Origin of the sequence: Rurimicrobium arvi, assembly GCF_039540495.1 — a bacterium.
GTDB lineage: Bacteria > Bacteroidota > Bacteroidia > Chitinophagales > Chitinophagaceae > Rurimicrobium > Rurimicrobium arvi.
This window is the reverse complement of record NZ_BAABEZ010000004.1, coordinates 356299-374384: the sequence shown is the minus strand read 5'-3', so window position 1 is coordinate 374384 and position 18086 is coordinate 356299. Positions and strand designations below refer to the sequence as shown.

Sequence of the window (18086 nt, the reverse complement as noted above, 5' to 3'; positions counted from 1 at the left end):
AAAGCGACCCTTTCCCGGAATAAAATGTAACTTAGGTGAACCACATACTCCCACCACCATATGACGCGCTCCGAAAAAATCATTCGCAGGGTTGCCGACAGTTTTGTGCTGCGCAACCTGCTGCTGTTCCTAATCATGCTGAGTTTTAATACGGGCGTTCCCCTTGCACTCGGCGAACTGACATGGCAGATGCTCGGTATCGAAGCCATCCTGATGAGCAATAGCTTTGCCGCGTTCTTTATTCACAACCTGATATTATACCGGTACCTGCTGCAACGGCGCAGGTATTTGCTGTACATCTTATCCGTTATCACACTGCTGTTCCTGAGCAGCCAGTTGTACGCGCTGATGAAATTGTATTTTCTCAACGAACCTTCTCACTATCCTGTGCGCAAATGGATCGCATTGTTCTGGGCGGAATTCATCTATTATTGGGCTGCGCTATGCGTGTACCTTGCATATACTTATTACCGCGACCGCGAAAGGCTGTTCCATATAGAGCAGGAAAAAAAAGAGCTTGAACTGAAACAGCTGAACGAACAACTGAATCCGCACTTCCTGTTTAATGCGCTCAATAATATTTACAGCAACCTGCTGAGCCAGCCGGACGCAGGCAAAGAACTTATTCTGAAGCTGAGCGAATTGATGAGGTATGTGCTGGACAGCAGCAAAAAATCGGAAGTGACACTGGAAGAGGAGATCACTTTCATCGAGCATTATATATCTTTTGAGCAGGAACGGCTGGGCGGTCGCTGCCTTGTGAATTACACATGCGAAATGCAGTCGGGAGATGCTGCTATTATACCGTTGCTGTTATTTACGTTTATTGAAAATGCCTTCAAACATGGTACTACCGGAATCAGATCGACCGCCATTGACATCACCATAAAAGAAACAGCCGGCGAACTGTTTATGTCGGTATCCAATGAAATAGGACCTGCAGCGAAAACCTCCACCAAAACGGGTTTGCAAAATACGCGAAAACGACTCGAGCTGCTTTACCCCGGAAAACACAAACTGGATATTCAGGAAACACCGGAAAAATATATTGTTCATCTTAACCTTACCCTGTCATGAGCCAACCATTAAAATGTGTTATCGCCGACGATGAGCCGGGAGCCCACAATATCCTCAGGAGGTATATTGAGGAATTGCCGGAAACAGAACTGATCGGATCCTGTTTTAATGCCCTCGAAGTGCACCAACTGCTGAAAAGCCACCATGCGGACATTCTGTTGCTGGATATCAATATGCCGGAGATAGACGGCTTTGCTTTACTGGACATGCTGCCGGAACCGCCTGCGGTAATTATCACCACCGCCTATTCTGACTACGCGATGAAAAGCTATGAATACGATGCTGTGGACTATCTGCACAAACCCATCCGCTTCGAGCGGTTCATCAAGGCAATCGATAAAGCTTCAAGAAGACTGGACCGGGGCGGGGTACAGGAAAATATATCCGAATTAGACATCAAAGTAGATGGCAAAATGGTCCGTATCCCTACGAGTGAAATTATCTATCTGCAAAGTATGGGTAACTATGTGAAGCTGGTGGGGCATAAGAAAAATTACATCACAGCAGGCACCACCCGGGAAATAGAACAGAAACTTCCGATGCCGCAATTTATCCGGATACATAAATCGTATATCGTTAATACAAGCCAGATAAAAGAAGTGAAAAGCGACCAGGTGATTACACCGAAAGAAATATTACCGCTTGGTAAAACCTTTAAAAAATATCTGGAAACCTTCTACGGTAAAACGCAGGGATAAATAAAAAAAGCGACCTGAAATTCAAGTCGCTTTTACCAGTGGTGCGAGAGGGATTTGAACCCCCGACACAAGGATTTTCAGTCCTTTGCTCTACCAACTGAGCTATCGCACCGCTCGAATTGGGTTGCAAATATAGTGCCTTTATTCAGAAAACAAAAAAATGTTTCAAAAGATTGGAAAAATGGCGAACCGTTAAAAAAAAGTTGGATTTATCGGCTACTTGTCTATTTTTGTATACATCATTTTTGTAACTTAAAAAAAACACGAATAGTGGCGTACGACAACAAAAACTACGGCGACAGTGCCCGGAATTCTGAAAGTATTTTCAGCAAAAGAGTGAAAGCCGGCAAACGGAGAACTTATTTCTTCGATGTGAAAGCGACTCGCGGTAATGATTATTTTATCACCATTACTGAAAGCAAAAAACGCTTTGAAGACGATGGTTACGACCGCCACAAAATGTTTATTTACAAAGAGGATTTCAACAAATTCGCAGAAGCGCTTGTAGAAACTGTGAACTATGTGAAGACTGACCTGATGCCTGATTTCGATTTCGACTCTTTCAATCATGCTGACGATCAGGAAAACTATGAAGGAACGAAAGTTCAGGAAGAGCCTGCAGCGGTTTCCGTAGCAGAACCTGAAGCAGCTATACCGGTTGCAGCGGAAGCTGCGGGTGACAACTCAGAAATGGACGCCTGGAAAATTTAATTTTACATTTTACCTGTAATGAAGACCCGTTATTGCGGGTCTTTTTTTATGCCCGTGAAACGAAAAAATTGTCGTTACTTTTGTCGGCAACGCTTTGTTTCACACTACTAAAATTAAATCGCAGTGAAAGCCATTATCCCGGTAGCCGGAGCAGGAACCAAACTCAGACCACTCACTTATACACAACCGAAGGCGCTTATCCCGATTGCAGGGAAGACCATCCTGAGTGTCATTGTGGACCAGCTACTGGAGTCCGGCGTAAACGAGTTTGTCTTTGTAATAGGCTATCTCGGCGAAAAGATACAGGACTATGTGGCCAGCAACTATCCTAATCTGAAATGCAGTTTCGTAACGCAGAATGACCGCAAAGGTATAGGTCATGCAATAGGGCTTACACGCGCAAATATCGACATGGACGAACCTGTGATCATTGTGCTGGGCGACACCATATGCGATTACGATCTGAAGAAGGTGCTGACGAGCGATGTTTCCCTGATCGGCGTACAGAAAGTGGATGATCCGCGCAACTTCGGCGTGGCGGAACTGGGTCCGGAAGACCGCGTGACCAGAGTGGTGGAAAAACCACTGATCCCGAAATCCAACATGGCAATGGTGGGCATCTATTTCATCAGGGAAACCCGAATCATGTTCGAAGCACTGGAAACCGTCTTTTCCCGCCCTGTTGCGAAATCAGGCGAGTTTCCGCTAACAGATGCACTGGAAGAAATGATCGCTCATTATAAAGTGCGCTTCGATGCATTCCGCATCAATACCTGGTTTGACTGCGGTAAAAAAGAAACCTTGTTGTCCACTAATGCCACCCTGCTGAAGTATGCTGCGCAGCAACGCGCGGAAGAGCAGAGCGATGTAGTGATCATCCCACCCGTAAGTATTGCGAAAGGCTGCAAGATCCGGAATTCCATTATCGGCCCCAACGTGACAATCGGCGAAGCCACTAAGATCGAATTTTCCATTATCAAAAATTCCATCATCGGTTCTTACGCAGAACTGGAAGACGTGTTATTGCACGGTTCCATTATAGGGAATGATGCGTTTGTACGCGGCAGCAGTCAAAGCCTGAATATCGGGGATAACACGGAGATCGATCTGCGGTAAAAGACTGGCATGAAGCAAAAACTCTCCCGTGTAGCGGTGCAGATAACCGTTTTGCTTTTGGCGTTTGCCTTCAGCAGAATAATGCTCCTGATCCTGAATGCCGATCACTTCAACGGTGTCACGCCGTCCGTATTGTTACGCATTCTTTTTTACGGATTACGCTTCGATCTCTCTGCAATAGCCGCACTCAACAGCTTATACTGGCTATTGTTTTTGTTTCCCGCACCACGATGGCCATCCGCCAAAGCAGACAAAGTACTGCAATACTGGTTTATCATCATCAATGCTACTGCATTCCTCTTTGAGATTGCCGACTGGGCCTACTTTCCCTACAATCACAAAAGATCCACCGCAGAGCTGCTGCAGATGCTGAGCCGCAAAGGGGATTTCGTGAACCTGCTGCCTGCATTCCTGAAAGGATACTGGTACCTGTTCCTTGCCGGGATCCTGTTCATCGTCCTGCTCGCTTACCTGAACAACAGCATCTGTAAACGATTCCCGCTGAAGCAGGAAAAGCAAAGCCATATAAAATCCATCCTGACTTACTGCCTCTCGCTGACATTGGCTTTCATCGCCTTAAGAGGAGGCGTGCAACTTGTTCCGTTGGGAATAAAAAATGCTGCAGGAATCACACAACCCAATCATCTCCCGCTTGTACTGAATACTCCCTTCAGTATCATCAATACGCTTGGCGCGCGTGCGCTGGAACCGGTGCACTATATGAGCGACGCGGCGGCAGAAAAGCTTATCGGAACGAGAAAACAATTTACCGGTAAAGAATTCCGTCCGAAAAATGTTGTTGTGATCGTACTTGAAAGTTTCTCCAAAGAGTTTACTGCTATCGGGGGACTACAGAGTTACACTCCTTTTTTCGACAGCCTGATGCAACACAGTCTTGTGTGCACACAGTCTTTCGCTAACGGGTACCATTCGGCGGAAGGGATTCCGGCTATTTTTGCGGGAATACCGTCTTTACAGGAGGAACCTTTCACCACCTCCGTATATGGCACAAACAGGATTACATCGCTTCCCGGCACATTGAAAAGCATGGGCTACAGCAGTGCGTTTTATCACGGAGGTACCAACGGCACTATGAGCTTCGACGTATTCTGTCGGAATGCTCAATTCGACAGGTATGCAGGCAGGAATGAATACAATAATGAAGGTGACTTCGACGGAGACTGGGGCATATGGGACGAGCCTTTCCTTCAGTTTGCGGTAAAAGATATAAGCGGTCGGCTGCACGAACCTTTTTTTGCCGGCATATTTACACTTTCCTCCCACCACCCTTACCGTATTCCGCCGCAATACAAGGGGAAATTTCCGTCCGGCAAACTGGAGATTTATGAATCAATAGGCTATACCGACTTCAGCCTGCGCAGATTCTTTCAATCTGCGTCCAGGGAATCATGGTTTCAAAATACATTATTTGTGCTGGTTGCCGATCACTGCTCTGCGCTGTCTGCAAATGAATACTACAATATGCACCAGGGGCGGTTTGCTGTTCCGCTGGTATTCTTTGCGCCGGGAGATACTTCACTGAGGGGCAGCGTGGACAAGCTAACGCAACAGATCGACATACTCCCTTCCGTACTGGACTACCTCGGTTATCCCAGGCCTTTTTTCGCATTCGGCAACAGCATTTTCCGCAAAGATGTACCTGCCTTCACGGTACAGCATATAGACGGTCATCTGTGCTGGACCATGGATCGCTTTTTTATCAGGATTACCAACGGTAATATGAGTGCGGTATTTGATCGTTTTAAAGATCCGCTGGATAATGGGAACATGCTCCCGGAGATCAGTCCCGACACCTTTACCGCGTTGCGATACCAGCGCGCCTTCTGGCAGGTGTACACCGATAAAATGATCCATAACAACCTGTTCATCGAACAGTAAATTCGACTACATTTGCTCAACAATCAAAAAAATATTATGCTCCATCTACACAGCTTCCTCCGTTGGATCGTTATTATTCTCGCTGTAGCAGCCGTATTGAAAAGCCTGAGCGGCCTGCTGTCAAAAAGATCTTTCGCAGCAAGTGATCGTAAAATTTCCCTGTTCTTCATGATCTCAATGGACATTCAGCTGCTGGTAGGACTGGTATTGTATTTCACGGGAGCCTGGGGCATAAAAAATATACAGAACAATGGCATGGCATCCGTGATGAAAGATCCGGCGGGTCGGTTTTTTGCTGTAGAACATACAATCGGAATGGTGTTGGCGATCGCAGCCGCGCATATTGCTCATTCCGCTGCCAAGAAAGCATTGGGCGATCAGGCTAAATTCAGAAAAGTATTTTTGTTTTCGCTTATTTCCCTGATCATCATGCTTGCAATGATCCCATGGCCTTCGCGCGAACTGGTAGGCCGTGCACTTTTCCCGGGAATGTAGTCAATCCGGCGTATCCATGAGGAGAAGTCTGCAACCTTTTTACACCGCCTACGCAGTGATCTTATTTGTGGCAACACTTTTTTTAGTGTTGCCATTTTATTTGCTGTTTGCCTGTTTCCCGGCAGATAAATCAGAAACTGCTATGTGGCAGTTGTCGCGGTTATGGGCAAGGATCTGGCTGCTTGCGACGGGTATGCCTGTCACAACAAGCGGCTCCTGGCCGGGCGGCGACCAGCAGTATGTGGTAGTTGCCAATCATGTTTCCTACCTGGATCCGATAGTCCTGTTTGCCACAATCCCATTTTGTTTCCGGCCGCTTGCTAAATATGAAATATCCAAAGCACCTCTATTCGGCTTTATTTATGCGCGGGTTGCTATTCTGGTGGACAGAAGCAATGCAAAGAAAAAAGCAGAAAGTGTACACCAGTTGAGTCAGGCGATTCATCGCGGACATTCCATTTCCATCTACCCGGAAGGAACATTCAACGAAAGCAGCGAACCGACTAAAGCGTTTTATGATGGTGCTTTCCGGCTTGCCATTGAGCATCAGATACCGGTGTTACCTGTATTGTTCCCGGACACGAGCCGGCGCTGGCATTTCAGCCATTGGTGGAAGATATGGCCCGGAAAGAACAGGGCCTGCGTGCTGAAACCTATACCGACAAACGGGATGACGCTGGAAGATGTGAAGGAATTACGTGAGTATGTGCGCACGCAGATGGATGCGGCATTATTAGCGCTGACTAGTGAATAATTTCGGCCACCACAGGATCTCCCTCAAGATTGTTCATTTGCCTGAGTATTTGCGGATACCGCCATGCGACACGCTTGCTGATTGGTACCACAGTAAAGACCTTGGGGTTAGGCAAACAAGCGACGATTTTTGCGGATTCTGCAGGAGTAAGGGTAGCAGCCGGTTTATGAAAGTAAGTCTGCGCCGCAGCTTCGATGCCATAAATACCACGCCCCATTTCTATAGTATTGAGATACACCTCCATAATCCGTTGCTTACCCCATACCCATTCGATCATTTTGGTGTAGAACATTTCCGGCACTTTACGTACGTAGCGTGTCCAGCCCGAGCCCTGCCACAGAAATATGTTTTTAGCGGTCTGCTGCGATATTGTACTGGCAGCGGCCCCTAAAGCCCGCTTCTTTTTTCGCCTGCCCGATGCAGGATCCATACTCTTTTCGATAGCCTTCCAGTCGAAACCGCCATGTTCCGGAAACAGCTGATCTTCGCTTGCAATAGCTGCTAGCTTCACAGCGGAGGAGATCTGAGCGGAAGAAACATAGTCGCGCTTCAGTCCGTCTCCCGCCACGAGCGACTGAAGTTGAGTGATGGTAACAGGGGGCATTACCCATTTACACACAATAAGGTATACCATTGATGCTGCCCATAGCAGCAAAAACGACTTTATCAGAAAACGGAACGGTTTCCTTTTCGCGCGCTGTTTTTTGGATGTTGCCATAAGTAAGAATCGCCATAAAAGTAATAGGCTTCCGAAATCGGAAGCCTATTACAAAAATAGTAGTTATAATTTCTATAACCGAACTACAATTAGTGAGCAGCAGGAGCTGGAGTTGCAGCAGGAGCAACAGTGCTGTCAGTAGTAGCAGGAGCAACAGCAGTTGAATCAGTTGTAACAGCTGGAGCTGGAGTTTCTTCTACAGCAGGAGCAACAGTTGCAGCTGAATCAGTAGCTGGAGTTGCTTCTGAAGAGTTACCACCACAAGAAGCCAAGAACAGACCCATAGACAGGGCAACGATGCTGATTTTTACCAGTTTCATAAATGTTGTTTTAAAAAAGTTTAGTTTCCTATTAATCTCCACTTTTAAAAAAGGTAACCCGGCATTTTTATATTTTTATAAAAAAATTTATTTTGTGCTGGTCATCAAAATAAAAACCTAGAAAATAATTTGAAGCGGTTCGTTTCCTTTAAACCGGATTTTATAAAAACGGAAACTTTCCGGACGGAATAAAAAACAAAAGTACACTGTACCTTTGGTCCTTGTCAATTCATAAATTATTTAGCCTGCCAAGGGTTACTTTTTCTAAAAAAGTGTATTAATAAGTGCAACTTCCCCTGTTAAAAGAACATCAATTGCTCGAAGGTATTGCCCGGAACGACCGGAAGATCACAGAGCAGGTATACCGGGATAATTATCGCCAGGTATACGCATGGGTGACTGCTCATAGCGGAGATGCAGAAGATGCTGCAGATGTGTTTCAGGAGGCAATGACCATCCTGTTTCAGAAATCGCAGCAGGAGGCATTCAGGCTTACCTGTAAAATAGGAACTTACCTGGTGGCTGTTTCAAAATTTATCTGGTATAAAAAACTGGAGCAGCACAACCGGCGACCTGATTTTACGGTTGCCGAAGACGAGGAGAACCTGGACAAACTGCATGCATACGAAGATGATATCAGCATACAGGAAGAAAGGGAGATACATTTCGAACAGCTGGGGCTGGCCATGGAGGAGTTGGGGGAGCCCTGCCGCTCATTATTAAAGGCCTTTTACGAAGAAGGACGCAGTATGCAGGAAATTGCCGGGGCATTTGGTTACACCAATCCCGACAACGCAAAGACACAAAAATACAAATGCCTGAATCGCCTGAAGAAGATCTTCTACACGATGAAAGCAGATCAATAGAAAGAAAGACCCGTGAAAATGAATAACGACAACCAAATCTGGAACTTAGCCGAAGCATATCTGGCCAAAACACTTTCCCCTGCGGAACAGGTGTCGCTGGAACAACGGCTGGCAAGCGACACCCGCTTCCGGTCGGATTTTGAAGAAGCCATGAACCTTATCAGCTCCCTGAATCAGAAAGGAGCCCAACAACGTTTCAAAAATACCCTTTCGGATATTCATGCTGCAATGCATACACGTAAAGCGGCGCAGCATATCTCTCTGAAAAGCCATTACCTGCGTACGGGCGCCGTCGCGGCAGGAGTAGCCATCCTTACCAGCCTCGGAATAAGCTGGTACCACAATCATCACCAGGATACCACTCCCCGATACAGCGAACTGCGGAAAGTAAAATCCGAACTGGAGGGCATCAGACAATCACAGAACCGTATCATCCGCGATCTTGATAACAAAGCCAACAAGCCCCTGATGGATAATAAATACAGTGGTACTGGCTTTGCGCTGACGAATGATGGTTATGTGATCACCAACTATCACGTAACGGAAGGTGCAGATTCTGTTTACATCCAGACACGCAACGGCGAATACTTCAAAGCATCCACTATCAGCTTTGATGCAAAATCAGATATTGCGATCCTGAAAGTTGAATCGCGTAAATTCAGATTCAACAAACAGCAATCCGCATTACCCTACACCTTTGCCACCACGAAAAAATCATTGGGAGAACGCGTGTTCACACTGGGCTACCCACAGGATGAAATCGTGTATAGCGAAGGTTATGTAAGCAGCCGGAACGGATTCATGGGCGACTCCATGCAGTACCGCCTGGAATTACCGGCAGAGCCGGGCCAAAGCGGAGCTCCCGTAATGGACGCCTCCGGTAATATTGTCGCAATCGTAACCGGTAAAGAAAGCCAGAGTGTGAATATCACTTATGCTGTAAGCTCGAACACATTGTTGCGTATGCTGCGCAGCATTCCTCAGAACAATACGATCAGCCTGCCCAAGTCCGGGAAACTCGGCGGATTGGCCAGGGAAAAGCAAATAGAAAAGCTGCAGGATTATACCTGTGTGGTGAATGTTTATAAATAGATTACGACTACCTACTCATAAAAAGTCCGCCGATACTTCATTGGCGGACTTTTTTATTTTTGCTGCTTTTCAGATACTTCATTTATGGACTTTAGCTGGCTCTCAAGAACAGAATTACTCATTGGCCGCGAACGACTGGAACGCCTTGTCGGCAAACATGTATTGGTGCTGGGCATGGGGGGTGTAGGTTCTTTCGCTGCGGAATTCATTGCCCGTAGCGGCGTTGGACGTATGACTATCGTAGACGGGGATGTTGTAGACCCCTCCAACCGCAACCGCCAGCTGCCTGCTCTTGCTACCACACATGGCCAGAGTAAAGTGGAATGGATGGCAGAACGCATCCGCGCGATCAACCCGGAAATAACGCTGAATGCCGTAAAAGAATTTGTGCGTCCGGAAGCGATCGATGCATTGCTGGATACCGACGCAGATTATGTGATTGATGCGATAGACAGTGTTACACCGAAACTCACCTGTATAAAAAGCGCACTGGCAAAAGAAATGCGTATCGTAAGCTCTATGGGGGCCGGAGGCCGTGTGGATCCGTCGAAGATCGTGGTTACAGATATTTCCAAAACATACAATTGCCCTTTTGCACAGCACATCCGCAAGCACCTTAAAGTGGCGGGTATTCGCAGGGGTCTGACGGTTGTCTCCTCTACAGAGCTTCCGGACCGGGAGTCAATCATCCATACCGACGGAACGAATTTTAAAAAATCAGCTTACGGGACAATCTCCTACATGCCGGCGATGTTCGGTGCCACCGCGGCTTCTGTGGTGATCAGGAATCTGATGGAGCAATAAGCTTCACAAAAAAGTCCGGCTATGTATAGCCGGACTTTCTGTCTCTGTTCCGTGTCTTAACGGGATGGTGCAGGAGCAAATTTCATTTCGTTCAGCAGCCACCCTGCTCCGCCGAACTTGTCGATGATAAAGAGTGTGTACCTGATATCCAGCGTAATGTTTCGGCACCATCTCGGATCGAAGTAATAGTCGCTCATGGTACCTTCCCACACGCGGTCGAAATTGGTGCCGATCAGCTCTCCACGGGCATTCAGCACCGGGCTCCCGGAGTTACCTCCCGAAGTATGGTTATCGGCAATGAAGGCTAGCGGAACCGTTCCGTTTACCGCATATTTTCCATAATCTTTTTCCCGGTAAAGTTCGAGCAGCCGGGCCGGCATTTTAAATTCCGCAACTTCCGGATTGTTTTTGGCAACCGCTCCGTCCAGATCGGTCTGGAAGCTGTATCCGGCATCTCCGTCCGGATCAAGCCCTTTCACATGACCGAAAGCAAGGCGCAGGGTGAAGTTTGCATCAGGCATCAGGTTCAGTTCCGGATGCTGCATCATCTGAGCCTTCATATACAGGCGGTTGAACCTTACCATACTGTCGTTGTATGCATTCAGCTTAGCAGCAACTTTTTCGTTTTTCAAATGCATGATTGCTGCATACAGTTTCCATGCCGGATCTTCGGTAATAGCGCGGATATTTCCTGAAGCGAGCAGACCTTTCATTTTTACCGGATCTGAGGCGGCCGAGCTGCCGAATACATAGTCTGCCCACATTTCGTAGGAGCCTCCGAAACGGGCAAGCTCTGTACGGAAGTATTCGGGTACATACGCAGATGCTTTCTCCATGAACAAGGGCATCAGTGCCGCGAAAACTTCTTTGTCGGTGGCAGCATCATAATTTTTATAGAATCCTTCCGATGCGGCGGATATGAAAGCCAGTGTGTCATTCAGCCGGGCGGCGGATGTACCGGTCATCGACTGTATCAGCTTCAATACCCTGTCCAGTTCGGCACCCTGAGCGATCAACTCAATGCCCAGCACGTCTTCGCGCATATGTTCGCTTGCAGCAAGAGCTGCATCGGAAGAGGCGCTGATTACCTGCATACGGGCAAGGAGATCGCGCGCAAAAGCAGCTGAACTATCCGTATTCGCCCAGGATTGAAATATATTTTCCTCACGCTGTTTCAATGCCACTACATTGTTCAGCTTCAGTCCGCGCACTTCGCCCTGCCATTTCTTCCAACCATTGGCAACACCTGCTCTTTTGGAGGTATACTGAAGGAATACTTTACGGTCTGCGCTCATATGCTTTGTCCAGATATCCAGACGGCGGGTACGCGCCTCAATGCGGATCGGGTCAACAATATTCACTACCTGCGCCAGTTGCATAGAACTGACATATTCCTGCGTCTGCGCCGGGAAACCATACACCATGGTGAAGTCTCCTTCTTTATAGCCATTGGTATTGATCGTGAAGAAATCCGCAGTATGATAAGGTTTGTTTTCCGCACTGTAAGCGGCAGGTTTGTTGTCTGCACCTGCGTATATGCGGAACATACTGAAATCGCCCGTATGACGCGGCCAGCTCCAGTTGTCTGTGTCTCCCCCGAACTGACCGATACCGTTAGGCGGGAAGCCGACCAGGCGTATGTCTTTATACGTGTCGGTGATCATCACCCAGTATTGATTACCGTTAGCGAAAGAGCGGATCTGGGCATCTTTTTTTGAAGTATACCGGTATCCGTTTTCCAGCGCTTTTATCCGGATCTGAATCATACTGTCTCTCGCTTTCTCATTCATTTCCAGCGGTATATTTGCCAGCACACGCGAGGTAACGTCTTCCATGGAGCGGATAAACGTTACTGTAAGACCGGGACAGGGTATTTCCTCATTCCGGTTTTTGGCCCAAAAGCCATCGGCGAAATAGTCGGCCCCGACTGAAGCCAGCCCCTGAACGGTTCCGTAACCGCAATGGTGATTGGTGAGGAGTAAACCCTCTGAAGAAATAACTTCGCCTGTGCACCCCTTTCCGAATAAAACAACGGCATTGTTCAGACCTGTGCCACGGGTATTGTACAATTTTGAAACGGGGATATCCAATCCTTCAGCGATCATTTCCTTCTGAATTTTCGAAAGGGTTGCCGGAACGGGCATACCTTTCCGGGCAATGGCGGAAGAACTGATGGAAAATGCTGCAAAAGCAGTAATGGAAAAGCGCAGCAGTCTCGATTTACGGGCAAGAAACATAGAGAAAAGATTAATCATTATGGTATGAAAATAAAAATAGTCGAATGTTATGAAAATTTTGGCATAATTATTACATTAGCGAAATATTAGACGCCGAGTACAAAGATAAAAACCTATTTACAGAGTATGAGAAGATGCCTTATCCTCACAGTTATGCTTTTGTTTGCACAACTCAACGGACTATTCGCACAAACGACTTTTACCGCACCGGATACGGTTTGTATCCGTCAACCAATAACTCTGACACCAAAGGATACGACAGCTTCTTCCTATTACTGGAGCTTTTGTTCCGGCTGGCTGATGAATAGACCAACCGGTAATTTTCTGGGTTACACCTTCGGCATCAATAATTCATTTGATATCGAAACCGGTCTGAACAGTGACGGTAATTATTTTGGTTTCTACATCAACAGGACTGTTCCTGAGCTGATCCGCCTTGACTATGGGTCGTCTCTGACCAATATTCCTACGGTGACCAATCTCGGCAATCTTTCCGGTACCATTCCTGCGGATGCAAACAGCCTGTTCCTGATGCAAGACGGAGCCGGAAAATTTGTGATGTTCGCAACCGGTGGCTCTTCCGTGGCAAATTCCTCTTTGTTCCGTATGGACTTCGGCACTTCTCTGAGCAACAAACCGAACTGTGTAAATATGGGTAATCTCGGCGGCTTACTTAATGCACCTCGCGGATTTTTTGTTGCAAAAGAAGGTCCTTACTGGTTTGGCTTTGCAGCCAATGCTCAGGATAACAAGCTCATCCGTTTCGACTTCGGAACAAACATCTCAAACACGCCCAATCCTATCGACCTGGGCAATCCGGGCAGCGTGATCGATAACCCGAGCGATATGGCCGGCACACGCGATAAACTCGGAAACTGGCACTTGTTTATTACCAACTTTATCAGTTCAGGACTTGCTCATATCGGTTTCGGAAGCTCCCTCGCAGCAATACCTGCCGGTTCCGGACTTGCCGTGGACAGTCTGAGCGCTCCGAGCAGCATCATTCTTGCGAAAGATTGCGGAGAAGACTATCTGTTTATTTCCAATTTCTCACGCAACTATCTGACACGCGTGGTGTTCTCCGACCTGAGCTCGCTTACGTTTACCGATCAGACACTGATCAGCATCCCGGGCATTAAAAACACACTGGCACTGTCTCATTTCCTGCGTGAAAAAGACAATCTGTACACGTTCGTTATCAATTCCGACAACTCCCTTGGTGTCGTAAACTTTGCAAACTGTGTTTCCAGCAGCCTGCGTTCTTCCACTGAAAAATATCCTCCTTCTTACACCTATGCCACTCCGGGAACATACAACGTATTCCTGAGCATGAACGAAGGAACACCGCAGGCATCTATGGAGTGCTTTCTCGTAGAAGCATTACCGATCCCCGCTATTACAATCGTAGACGATACAACTATCTGTCAGGGCGATACGGCTTCCTTGTGGGGTATCGCGTTCGGAACAGATACATTACGCTGGACTCCGAGCTACAATATCACGCAGACCAAAACCGCAGTAGATGCCCTGTACACGAAAGTGTGGCCTGATTATACACGTCCTTACCACTTCATTGCAGAATATCCGAACGGATGTATCGTAGACTCTGCTATCAATGTAACGGTAAGTAAAGTACATGCCGATGCCGGTGTAGACCGTACAGTTGAAGACGGCGCATATACCGTTCTGGGCGGACCAATGACAAGCGAGGGTGTGAATTACATCTACTCATGGTCACCTACCAACTACCTGGATAACTACCGCTCAACGAACCCTACCTCTACCCCGTCTACAGACATTTCTTATGTGCTGACGGTACAGAGCGCATTGCTGGGTTGCGTGGCGCATGATACTGTTGTGGTGAAAATAGGCTGCGGAGACATCTACCTGCCTAATGCATTTACACCGGGCGACCATTCTGACAACAACGATTATTTCGGCCTGAAAAACCGCAACATTGTTCAGCTGAACTACTTCCGCGTATACGATCGCTGGGGTAAAGAAGTATTCTCAACTACCGATCTTTCCACACAATGGGACGGAAAAGTAGACGGTGTTGACTGTCCTTACGGCGTGTATGCATGGGTGGTTGACGGATTCTGTGCCTCCGGCAAACGAATATCGAAATCAGGGAACGTCACCTTACTAAGATAACAACCCCGGATATAATTTGTAAAGGCTGCCCAAAAGGCAGCCTTTTTATTTTAATGGAGTTCCCACAAGTAGTATCATTCTGAAACACCACGAGACAAAAAAAGGGCCATCCGTAAAAGATGGCCCTTCAGAGGTATCGTAAATTATTTTACTTCTTCGTAGTCGATGTATTCTCCTTCGACGGATTTGGGACGTTGCTGTTGTTGCTGCCGCCGTTGCTCTTCCTGATGCATTTCCTGCATGCGTTGCTGCATCTCATTCATTTTCTGGTTCATGGTATTCGTGATGCGAACCGCAGGAAAAAGGAAATTTCTGACGAACTTATAAATAACATACAGGAACAACCCGTAGATAATCCAGTGTGATAACATAGTAGATCAAAGATAAGAACTCATTCCGCAAGAGAAAGTTAACAAAGGCCGCTGTTAGCCTTTTTTACGTGCTATAGCTTTTTCCGCTGCAGCGACAATACTTTCTGTGCTCAGGCCATATTTTGCGAGCAATTCCACAGGTTTACCACTTTCGCCGAACGTATCCTGCACAGCTACATACTCATGAGGTACAGGACAATTACGTGCAGCCACGTTTGCCACACTGTCTCCGAGACCGCCTGCCGCCTGATGTTCTTCCGCAGTTACCACGCAACCTGTTTTAGACAGGGATTTGATGATCGCTGCCTCGTCAAGCGGCTTAATGGTATGCATATTGATCAGATCCACGCTGATGCCTTTTTCTGCGAGTTGTTTTGCCGCAAGCACAGCCAGCCATACGAGGTGACCGCAAGCGATAATGCTTACATCTGAACCTTCAGCGAGCACCTGGGCTTTGCCGATTTCAAACTGCTGATCTTCAGCGGTGAAGTTCGCCCATTTCGGACGACCGAAGCGCAGGTAAACAGGCCCGTTATAATCAGCAATAGCCATTGTTGCGGCTTTGGTCTGATTATAGTCGCAAGGTACGATCACCGTCATACCAGGCAGCATTTTCATCATACCTATGTCCTCGAGCACCTGGTGAGTAGCGCCATCTTCACCCAGCGTAAGTCCGGCGTGGGATGCACATATTTTCACATTTTTACCGCTGTAAGCTACCGACTGACGAATCTGGTCGTATACGCGGGAAGTAGCGAAATTGGCAAAAGTTGTTGCATAAGGGATTTTACCACCAATGGTAAGGCCTGCAGCAACGCCAATCATATTCGCTTCTGCAATACCGCATTGCACGAAACGATCCGGGTTTTCTTTAATGAATGTATTCAGTTTCAATGAACCCGCGAGATCTGCGGTCAATGCAACGATATCAGGATTTTTGCGTGCAGCTTCAGCAATACCATCGCCGAATCCGGCACGCGTTTCTTTTTCGTTCAGGAGTTGAATGTCTTGTAACATTTATATGCTTAATCGTTTAGCAGGAAAGTGCAAAAGTACGTTTATCATTTGGTATTCGTGTAGCCCCATTCCAGCAACCAGGCAATAATTTTTTGTTTGTAATCGCCCTGTATCATGATAAATCCGTCCTTTACACTGCCCCCGGTTCCGCACTTGGTTTTCAACTGCTTACCCAGCACTTCGAGGTCATCTGCCGTACCGGAAAAGCCGGATATGAGCGTAACCACTTTGCCTGCACGCTGTTTGGTATCCAGTGATACGCGCAGCTTTTGCTGTGGCTTAGGCAACGTTACGCCGGGTGTATCCTGCGACTCATAGTCGTTGAAAAAGTCTTTATTCGTTGAATAAGCGAGTCCGTCCGGACGACTTTGATGCTTTTTAGACATATATACCTTATTTTAAAAATATCAGAACTGCCACTGAATACCGTCGAACGTGCCGGAGCTCATCAGTAACAAACAGGTATCTTCACCGCTTTCCTGCAATAACGAGGCGACTCTCTGCTGTAACCGATCTTTATCATCGATCACTTCCAGGTCGTTCCGCTCAAAATAGCTGTGTACGAGATCCGTGTGCAGTGTCGGCAACCCTTTCAGCTGCAACGCATGATGACTGAAAAATACAATCGCTTTATCCGCGGCATCCATACTGTGTGCATACTCCCGTAGAAACGCTTCGTTCAGACTGCTGAATGTATGCAGCTCGAAGCAGGCGATCACACGCCGCAGGGGCATCGCTTCCTTCACCGCATCCAGTGTTGCTTTCAGTTTGGAAGGTGCATGTGCAAAATCCCGGAAAACTGTAAGCCCTTTATGCTCCGCGATTTTTTCGAGACGGCGCGCGGCTCCTTTAAAAGATCTGATTGCTTCGTAAAAACGTTCGTCCGATACGCCCAGAGACCGGCATACGGCCAAAGCCGCGCTCAGGTTAAGCAGGTTATGCCTTCCGAAAATACTTACAGGAACGGGCCCCTGCTCCGTTTGCAGAACAGCGGTCACATCTTCATAATGAAAAGGGTGTGTATGGTACGGAACTGCTTTTAAATGGACCGCGGCCTCATCTGTAATACGGCATACCTCTTTGTCTTCGGCATTGAAATACAATTCAGACCCATCCTGCATGCCATTCAGGTATTGAATAAACTGGCTGCAGTAATTGTCATAAGTCGGGAATACATTGATATGATCCCATGCGATACCGCTTAAAACGGAAATATGGGGATGATAAAAGAATATCTTAGGCTTTCTTTCTATGGCAGACGCAGGATACTCATCCCCTTCAAGGATGATCAGCGGCGCATCGCTGAGCCGGACCGAATCGGCAAAGCCATCAAGCCGGGCCCCCACCAGGTAATCGAAGTCTATATTTTCCTGCCGCAGCACGTGCATGATCATCGAGGTGATACTCGTCTTACCATGGCTGCCCGCGACTACGACACGCTTTTTCTCTTTGCTTACCTCATAAACATATTCCGGAAAAGAATAAATAGGTATTCCCTTTGCCTGTGCCGCAATCAATTCGGGATTATCAATACGTGCATGCATTCCCAATACCACGGCGTCAAGATCGTCGGTGATTTTTTCGGGGAACCAACCCTCTTTTTCAGGCAGTAAACCGGCAGCCGCGAGATTGGATTTTGCGGGGTCGTTAATCTCGTCGTCGCTGCCGCTTATCGTGTGTCCCTGACGACGCAAAGCGAGGGCCAGCTGATGCATGACAGCCCCGCCAATCGCGATGAAATGGGTTTTTTTCATTTT

Annotated in this window: 18 protein-coding genes and 1 tRNA gene; 12 read left to right on the top strand and 7 right to left on the bottom strand. The window is 47.3% G+C overall.

Going from position 1 to position 18086, the window contains the following annotated elements; genetic code table 11:
- Positions 1-60: 60 nt before the first annotated feature.
- Both ABD846_RS04470 and ABD846_RS04465 read left to right on the top strand, forming a co-directional pair.
- Positions 61-1077, top strand: coding sequence for a sensor histidine kinase (locus ABD846_RS04470; protein WP_344823083.1), 1017 nt, complete (start codon positions 61-63; stop codon positions 1075-1077).
- Positions 1074-1775: a LytR/AlgR family response regulator transcription factor gene (locus ABD846_RS04465; protein WP_344823081.1), complete on the top strand. Its 702-nt coding sequence runs from the start codon at positions 1074-1076 to the stop codon at positions 1773-1775. Before ABD846_RS04470 ends, ABD846_RS04465 begins: the two co-directional genes overlap by 4 nt.
- 39 nt (positions 1776-1814) lie before the next feature.
- Here the strand turns inward: ABD846_RS04465 and ABD846_RS04460 are convergent.
- Positions 1815-1887, bottom strand: a tRNA-Phe gene (locus ABD846_RS04460).
- 158 nt (positions 1888-2045) lie between these two features.
- Between ABD846_RS04460 and ABD846_RS04455 the strand changes: the two genes are divergently transcribed.
- The 5 genes from ABD846_RS04455 (at position 2046) to ABD846_RS04435 (ending at position 6750) form a co-directional block, all read left to right on the top strand.
- Positions 2046-2486, top strand: coding sequence for a DUF3276 family protein (locus ABD846_RS04455; protein ID WP_344823079.1), 441 nt, complete (start codon positions 2046-2048; stop codon positions 2484-2486).
- Between the two features lie 123 nt (positions 2487-2609).
- On the top strand, positions 2610-3602 hold the full coding sequence (locus ABD846_RS04450) for a sugar phosphate nucleotidyltransferase (protein WP_344823077.1): 993 nt from the start codon (positions 2610-2612) through the stop codon (positions 3600-3602).
- Between the two features lie 9 nt (positions 3603-3611).
- Positions 3612-5501 carry an LTA synthase family protein gene (locus tag ABD846_RS04445; protein WP_344823075.1) on the top strand — a complete coding sequence of 630 codons (1890 nt, stop codon included), beginning with the start codon at positions 3612-3614 and terminating at the stop codon, positions 5499-5501.
- Positions 5502-5537: 36 nt separating this feature from the next.
- On the top strand, positions 5538-5996 hold the full coding sequence (locus ABD846_RS04440) for a hypothetical protein (RefSeq protein ID WP_344823073.1): 459 nt from the start codon (positions 5538-5540) through the stop codon (positions 5994-5996).
- 142 nt (positions 5997-6138) lie between these two features.
- Positions 6139-6750, top strand: a complete 612-nt coding sequence (locus tag ABD846_RS04435; protein WP_344823071.1) for a lysophospholipid acyltransferase family protein — start codon at positions 6139-6141, stop codon at positions 6748-6750.
- Here ABD846_RS04435 and mtgA read toward each other — a convergent pair.
- Entirely contained in the window at positions 6740-7468 is a 729-nt protein-coding gene (mtgA, locus tag ABD846_RS04430; protein ID WP_344823069.1) for a monofunctional biosynthetic peptidoglycan transglycosylase, read from the bottom strand. The two genes, ABD846_RS04435 and mtgA, sit on opposite strands and share 11 nt — an antisense overlap.
- A gap of 129 nt (positions 7469-7597) precedes the next feature.
- Here mtgA and ABD846_RS04425 point away from each other — a divergent pair, with 129 nt between their 5' ends.
- The 4 genes from ABD846_RS04425 (at position 7598) to ABD846_RS04410 (ending at position 10550) form a co-directional block, all read left to right on the top strand.
- Entirely contained in the window at positions 7598-7909 is a 312-nt protein-coding gene (locus ABD846_RS04425) for a hypothetical protein (RefSeq protein ID WP_344823067.1), read from the top strand.
- A 163-nt stretch (positions 7910-8072) separates the two neighbouring features.
- The gene (locus ABD846_RS04420) at positions 8073-8654 is read left to right on the top strand and encodes an RNA polymerase sigma factor (RefSeq protein ID WP_344823065.1); all 582 of its coding nucleotides are present in this window, start codon (positions 8073-8075) and stop codon (positions 8652-8654) included.
- A gap of 18 nt (positions 8655-8672) precedes the next feature.
- Positions 8673-9746 carry a trypsin-like peptidase domain-containing protein gene (locus tag ABD846_RS04415; protein ID WP_344823063.1) on the top strand — a complete coding sequence of 358 codons (1074 nt, stop codon included), beginning with the start codon at positions 8673-8675 and terminating at the stop codon, positions 9744-9746.
- An 84-nt stretch (positions 9747-9830) separates the two neighbouring features.
- Positions 9831-10550: a tRNA threonylcarbamoyladenosine dehydratase gene (locus ABD846_RS04410; protein WP_344823061.1), complete on the top strand. Its 720-nt coding sequence runs from the start codon at positions 9831-9833 to the stop codon at positions 10548-10550.
- Between the two features lie 56 nt (positions 10551-10606).
- On the opposite strand, the gene ABD846_RS04405 is transcribed toward ABD846_RS04410, so the two are convergent.
- Positions 10607-12787, bottom strand: a complete 2181-nt coding sequence (locus ABD846_RS04405; protein ID WP_344823059.1) for a S46 family peptidase — start codon at positions 12785-12787, stop codon at positions 10607-10609.
- A gap of 126 nt (positions 12788-12913) precedes the next feature.
- Here ABD846_RS04405 and ABD846_RS04400 point away from each other — a divergent pair, with 126 nt between their 5' ends.
- Positions 12914-14941 (top strand): T9SS type B sorting domain-containing protein, encoded by a 2028-nt coding sequence (locus tag ABD846_RS04400; RefSeq protein ID WP_344823057.1) that lies wholly within the window; start codon positions 12914-12916, stop codon positions 14939-14941.
- A 143-nt stretch (positions 14942-15084) separates the two neighbouring features.
- Here the strand turns inward: ABD846_RS04400 and ABD846_RS04395 are convergent, their stop codons facing one another.
- From ABD846_RS04395 to ABD846_RS04380, 4 genes are read right to left on the bottom strand one after another with little or no spacing between them, the layout of a single operon-like run.
- Positions 15085-15312 carry a hypothetical protein gene (locus ABD846_RS04395; RefSeq protein ID WP_344823055.1) on the bottom strand — a complete coding sequence of 76 codons (228 nt, stop codon included), beginning with the start codon at positions 15310-15312 and terminating at the stop codon, positions 15085-15087.
- Between the two features lie 54 nt (positions 15313-15366).
- On the bottom strand, positions 15367-16329 hold the full coding sequence (locus ABD846_RS04390) for a transketolase family protein (protein ID WP_344823053.1): 963 nt from the start codon (positions 16327-16329) through the stop codon (positions 15367-15369).
- A gap of 44 nt (positions 16330-16373) precedes the next feature.
- Entirely contained in the window at positions 16374-16715 is a 342-nt protein-coding gene (locus tag ABD846_RS04385; protein ID WP_344823051.1) for a translation initiation factor, read from the bottom strand.
- 21 nt (positions 16716-16736) lie between these two features.
- Positions 16737-18083 carry a UDP-N-acetylmuramate--L-alanine ligase gene (locus ABD846_RS04380; RefSeq protein ID WP_344823049.1) on the bottom strand — a complete coding sequence of 449 codons (1347 nt, stop codon included), beginning with the start codon at positions 18081-18083 and terminating at the stop codon, positions 16737-16739.
- Positions 18084-18086: the final 3 nt, after the last annotated feature.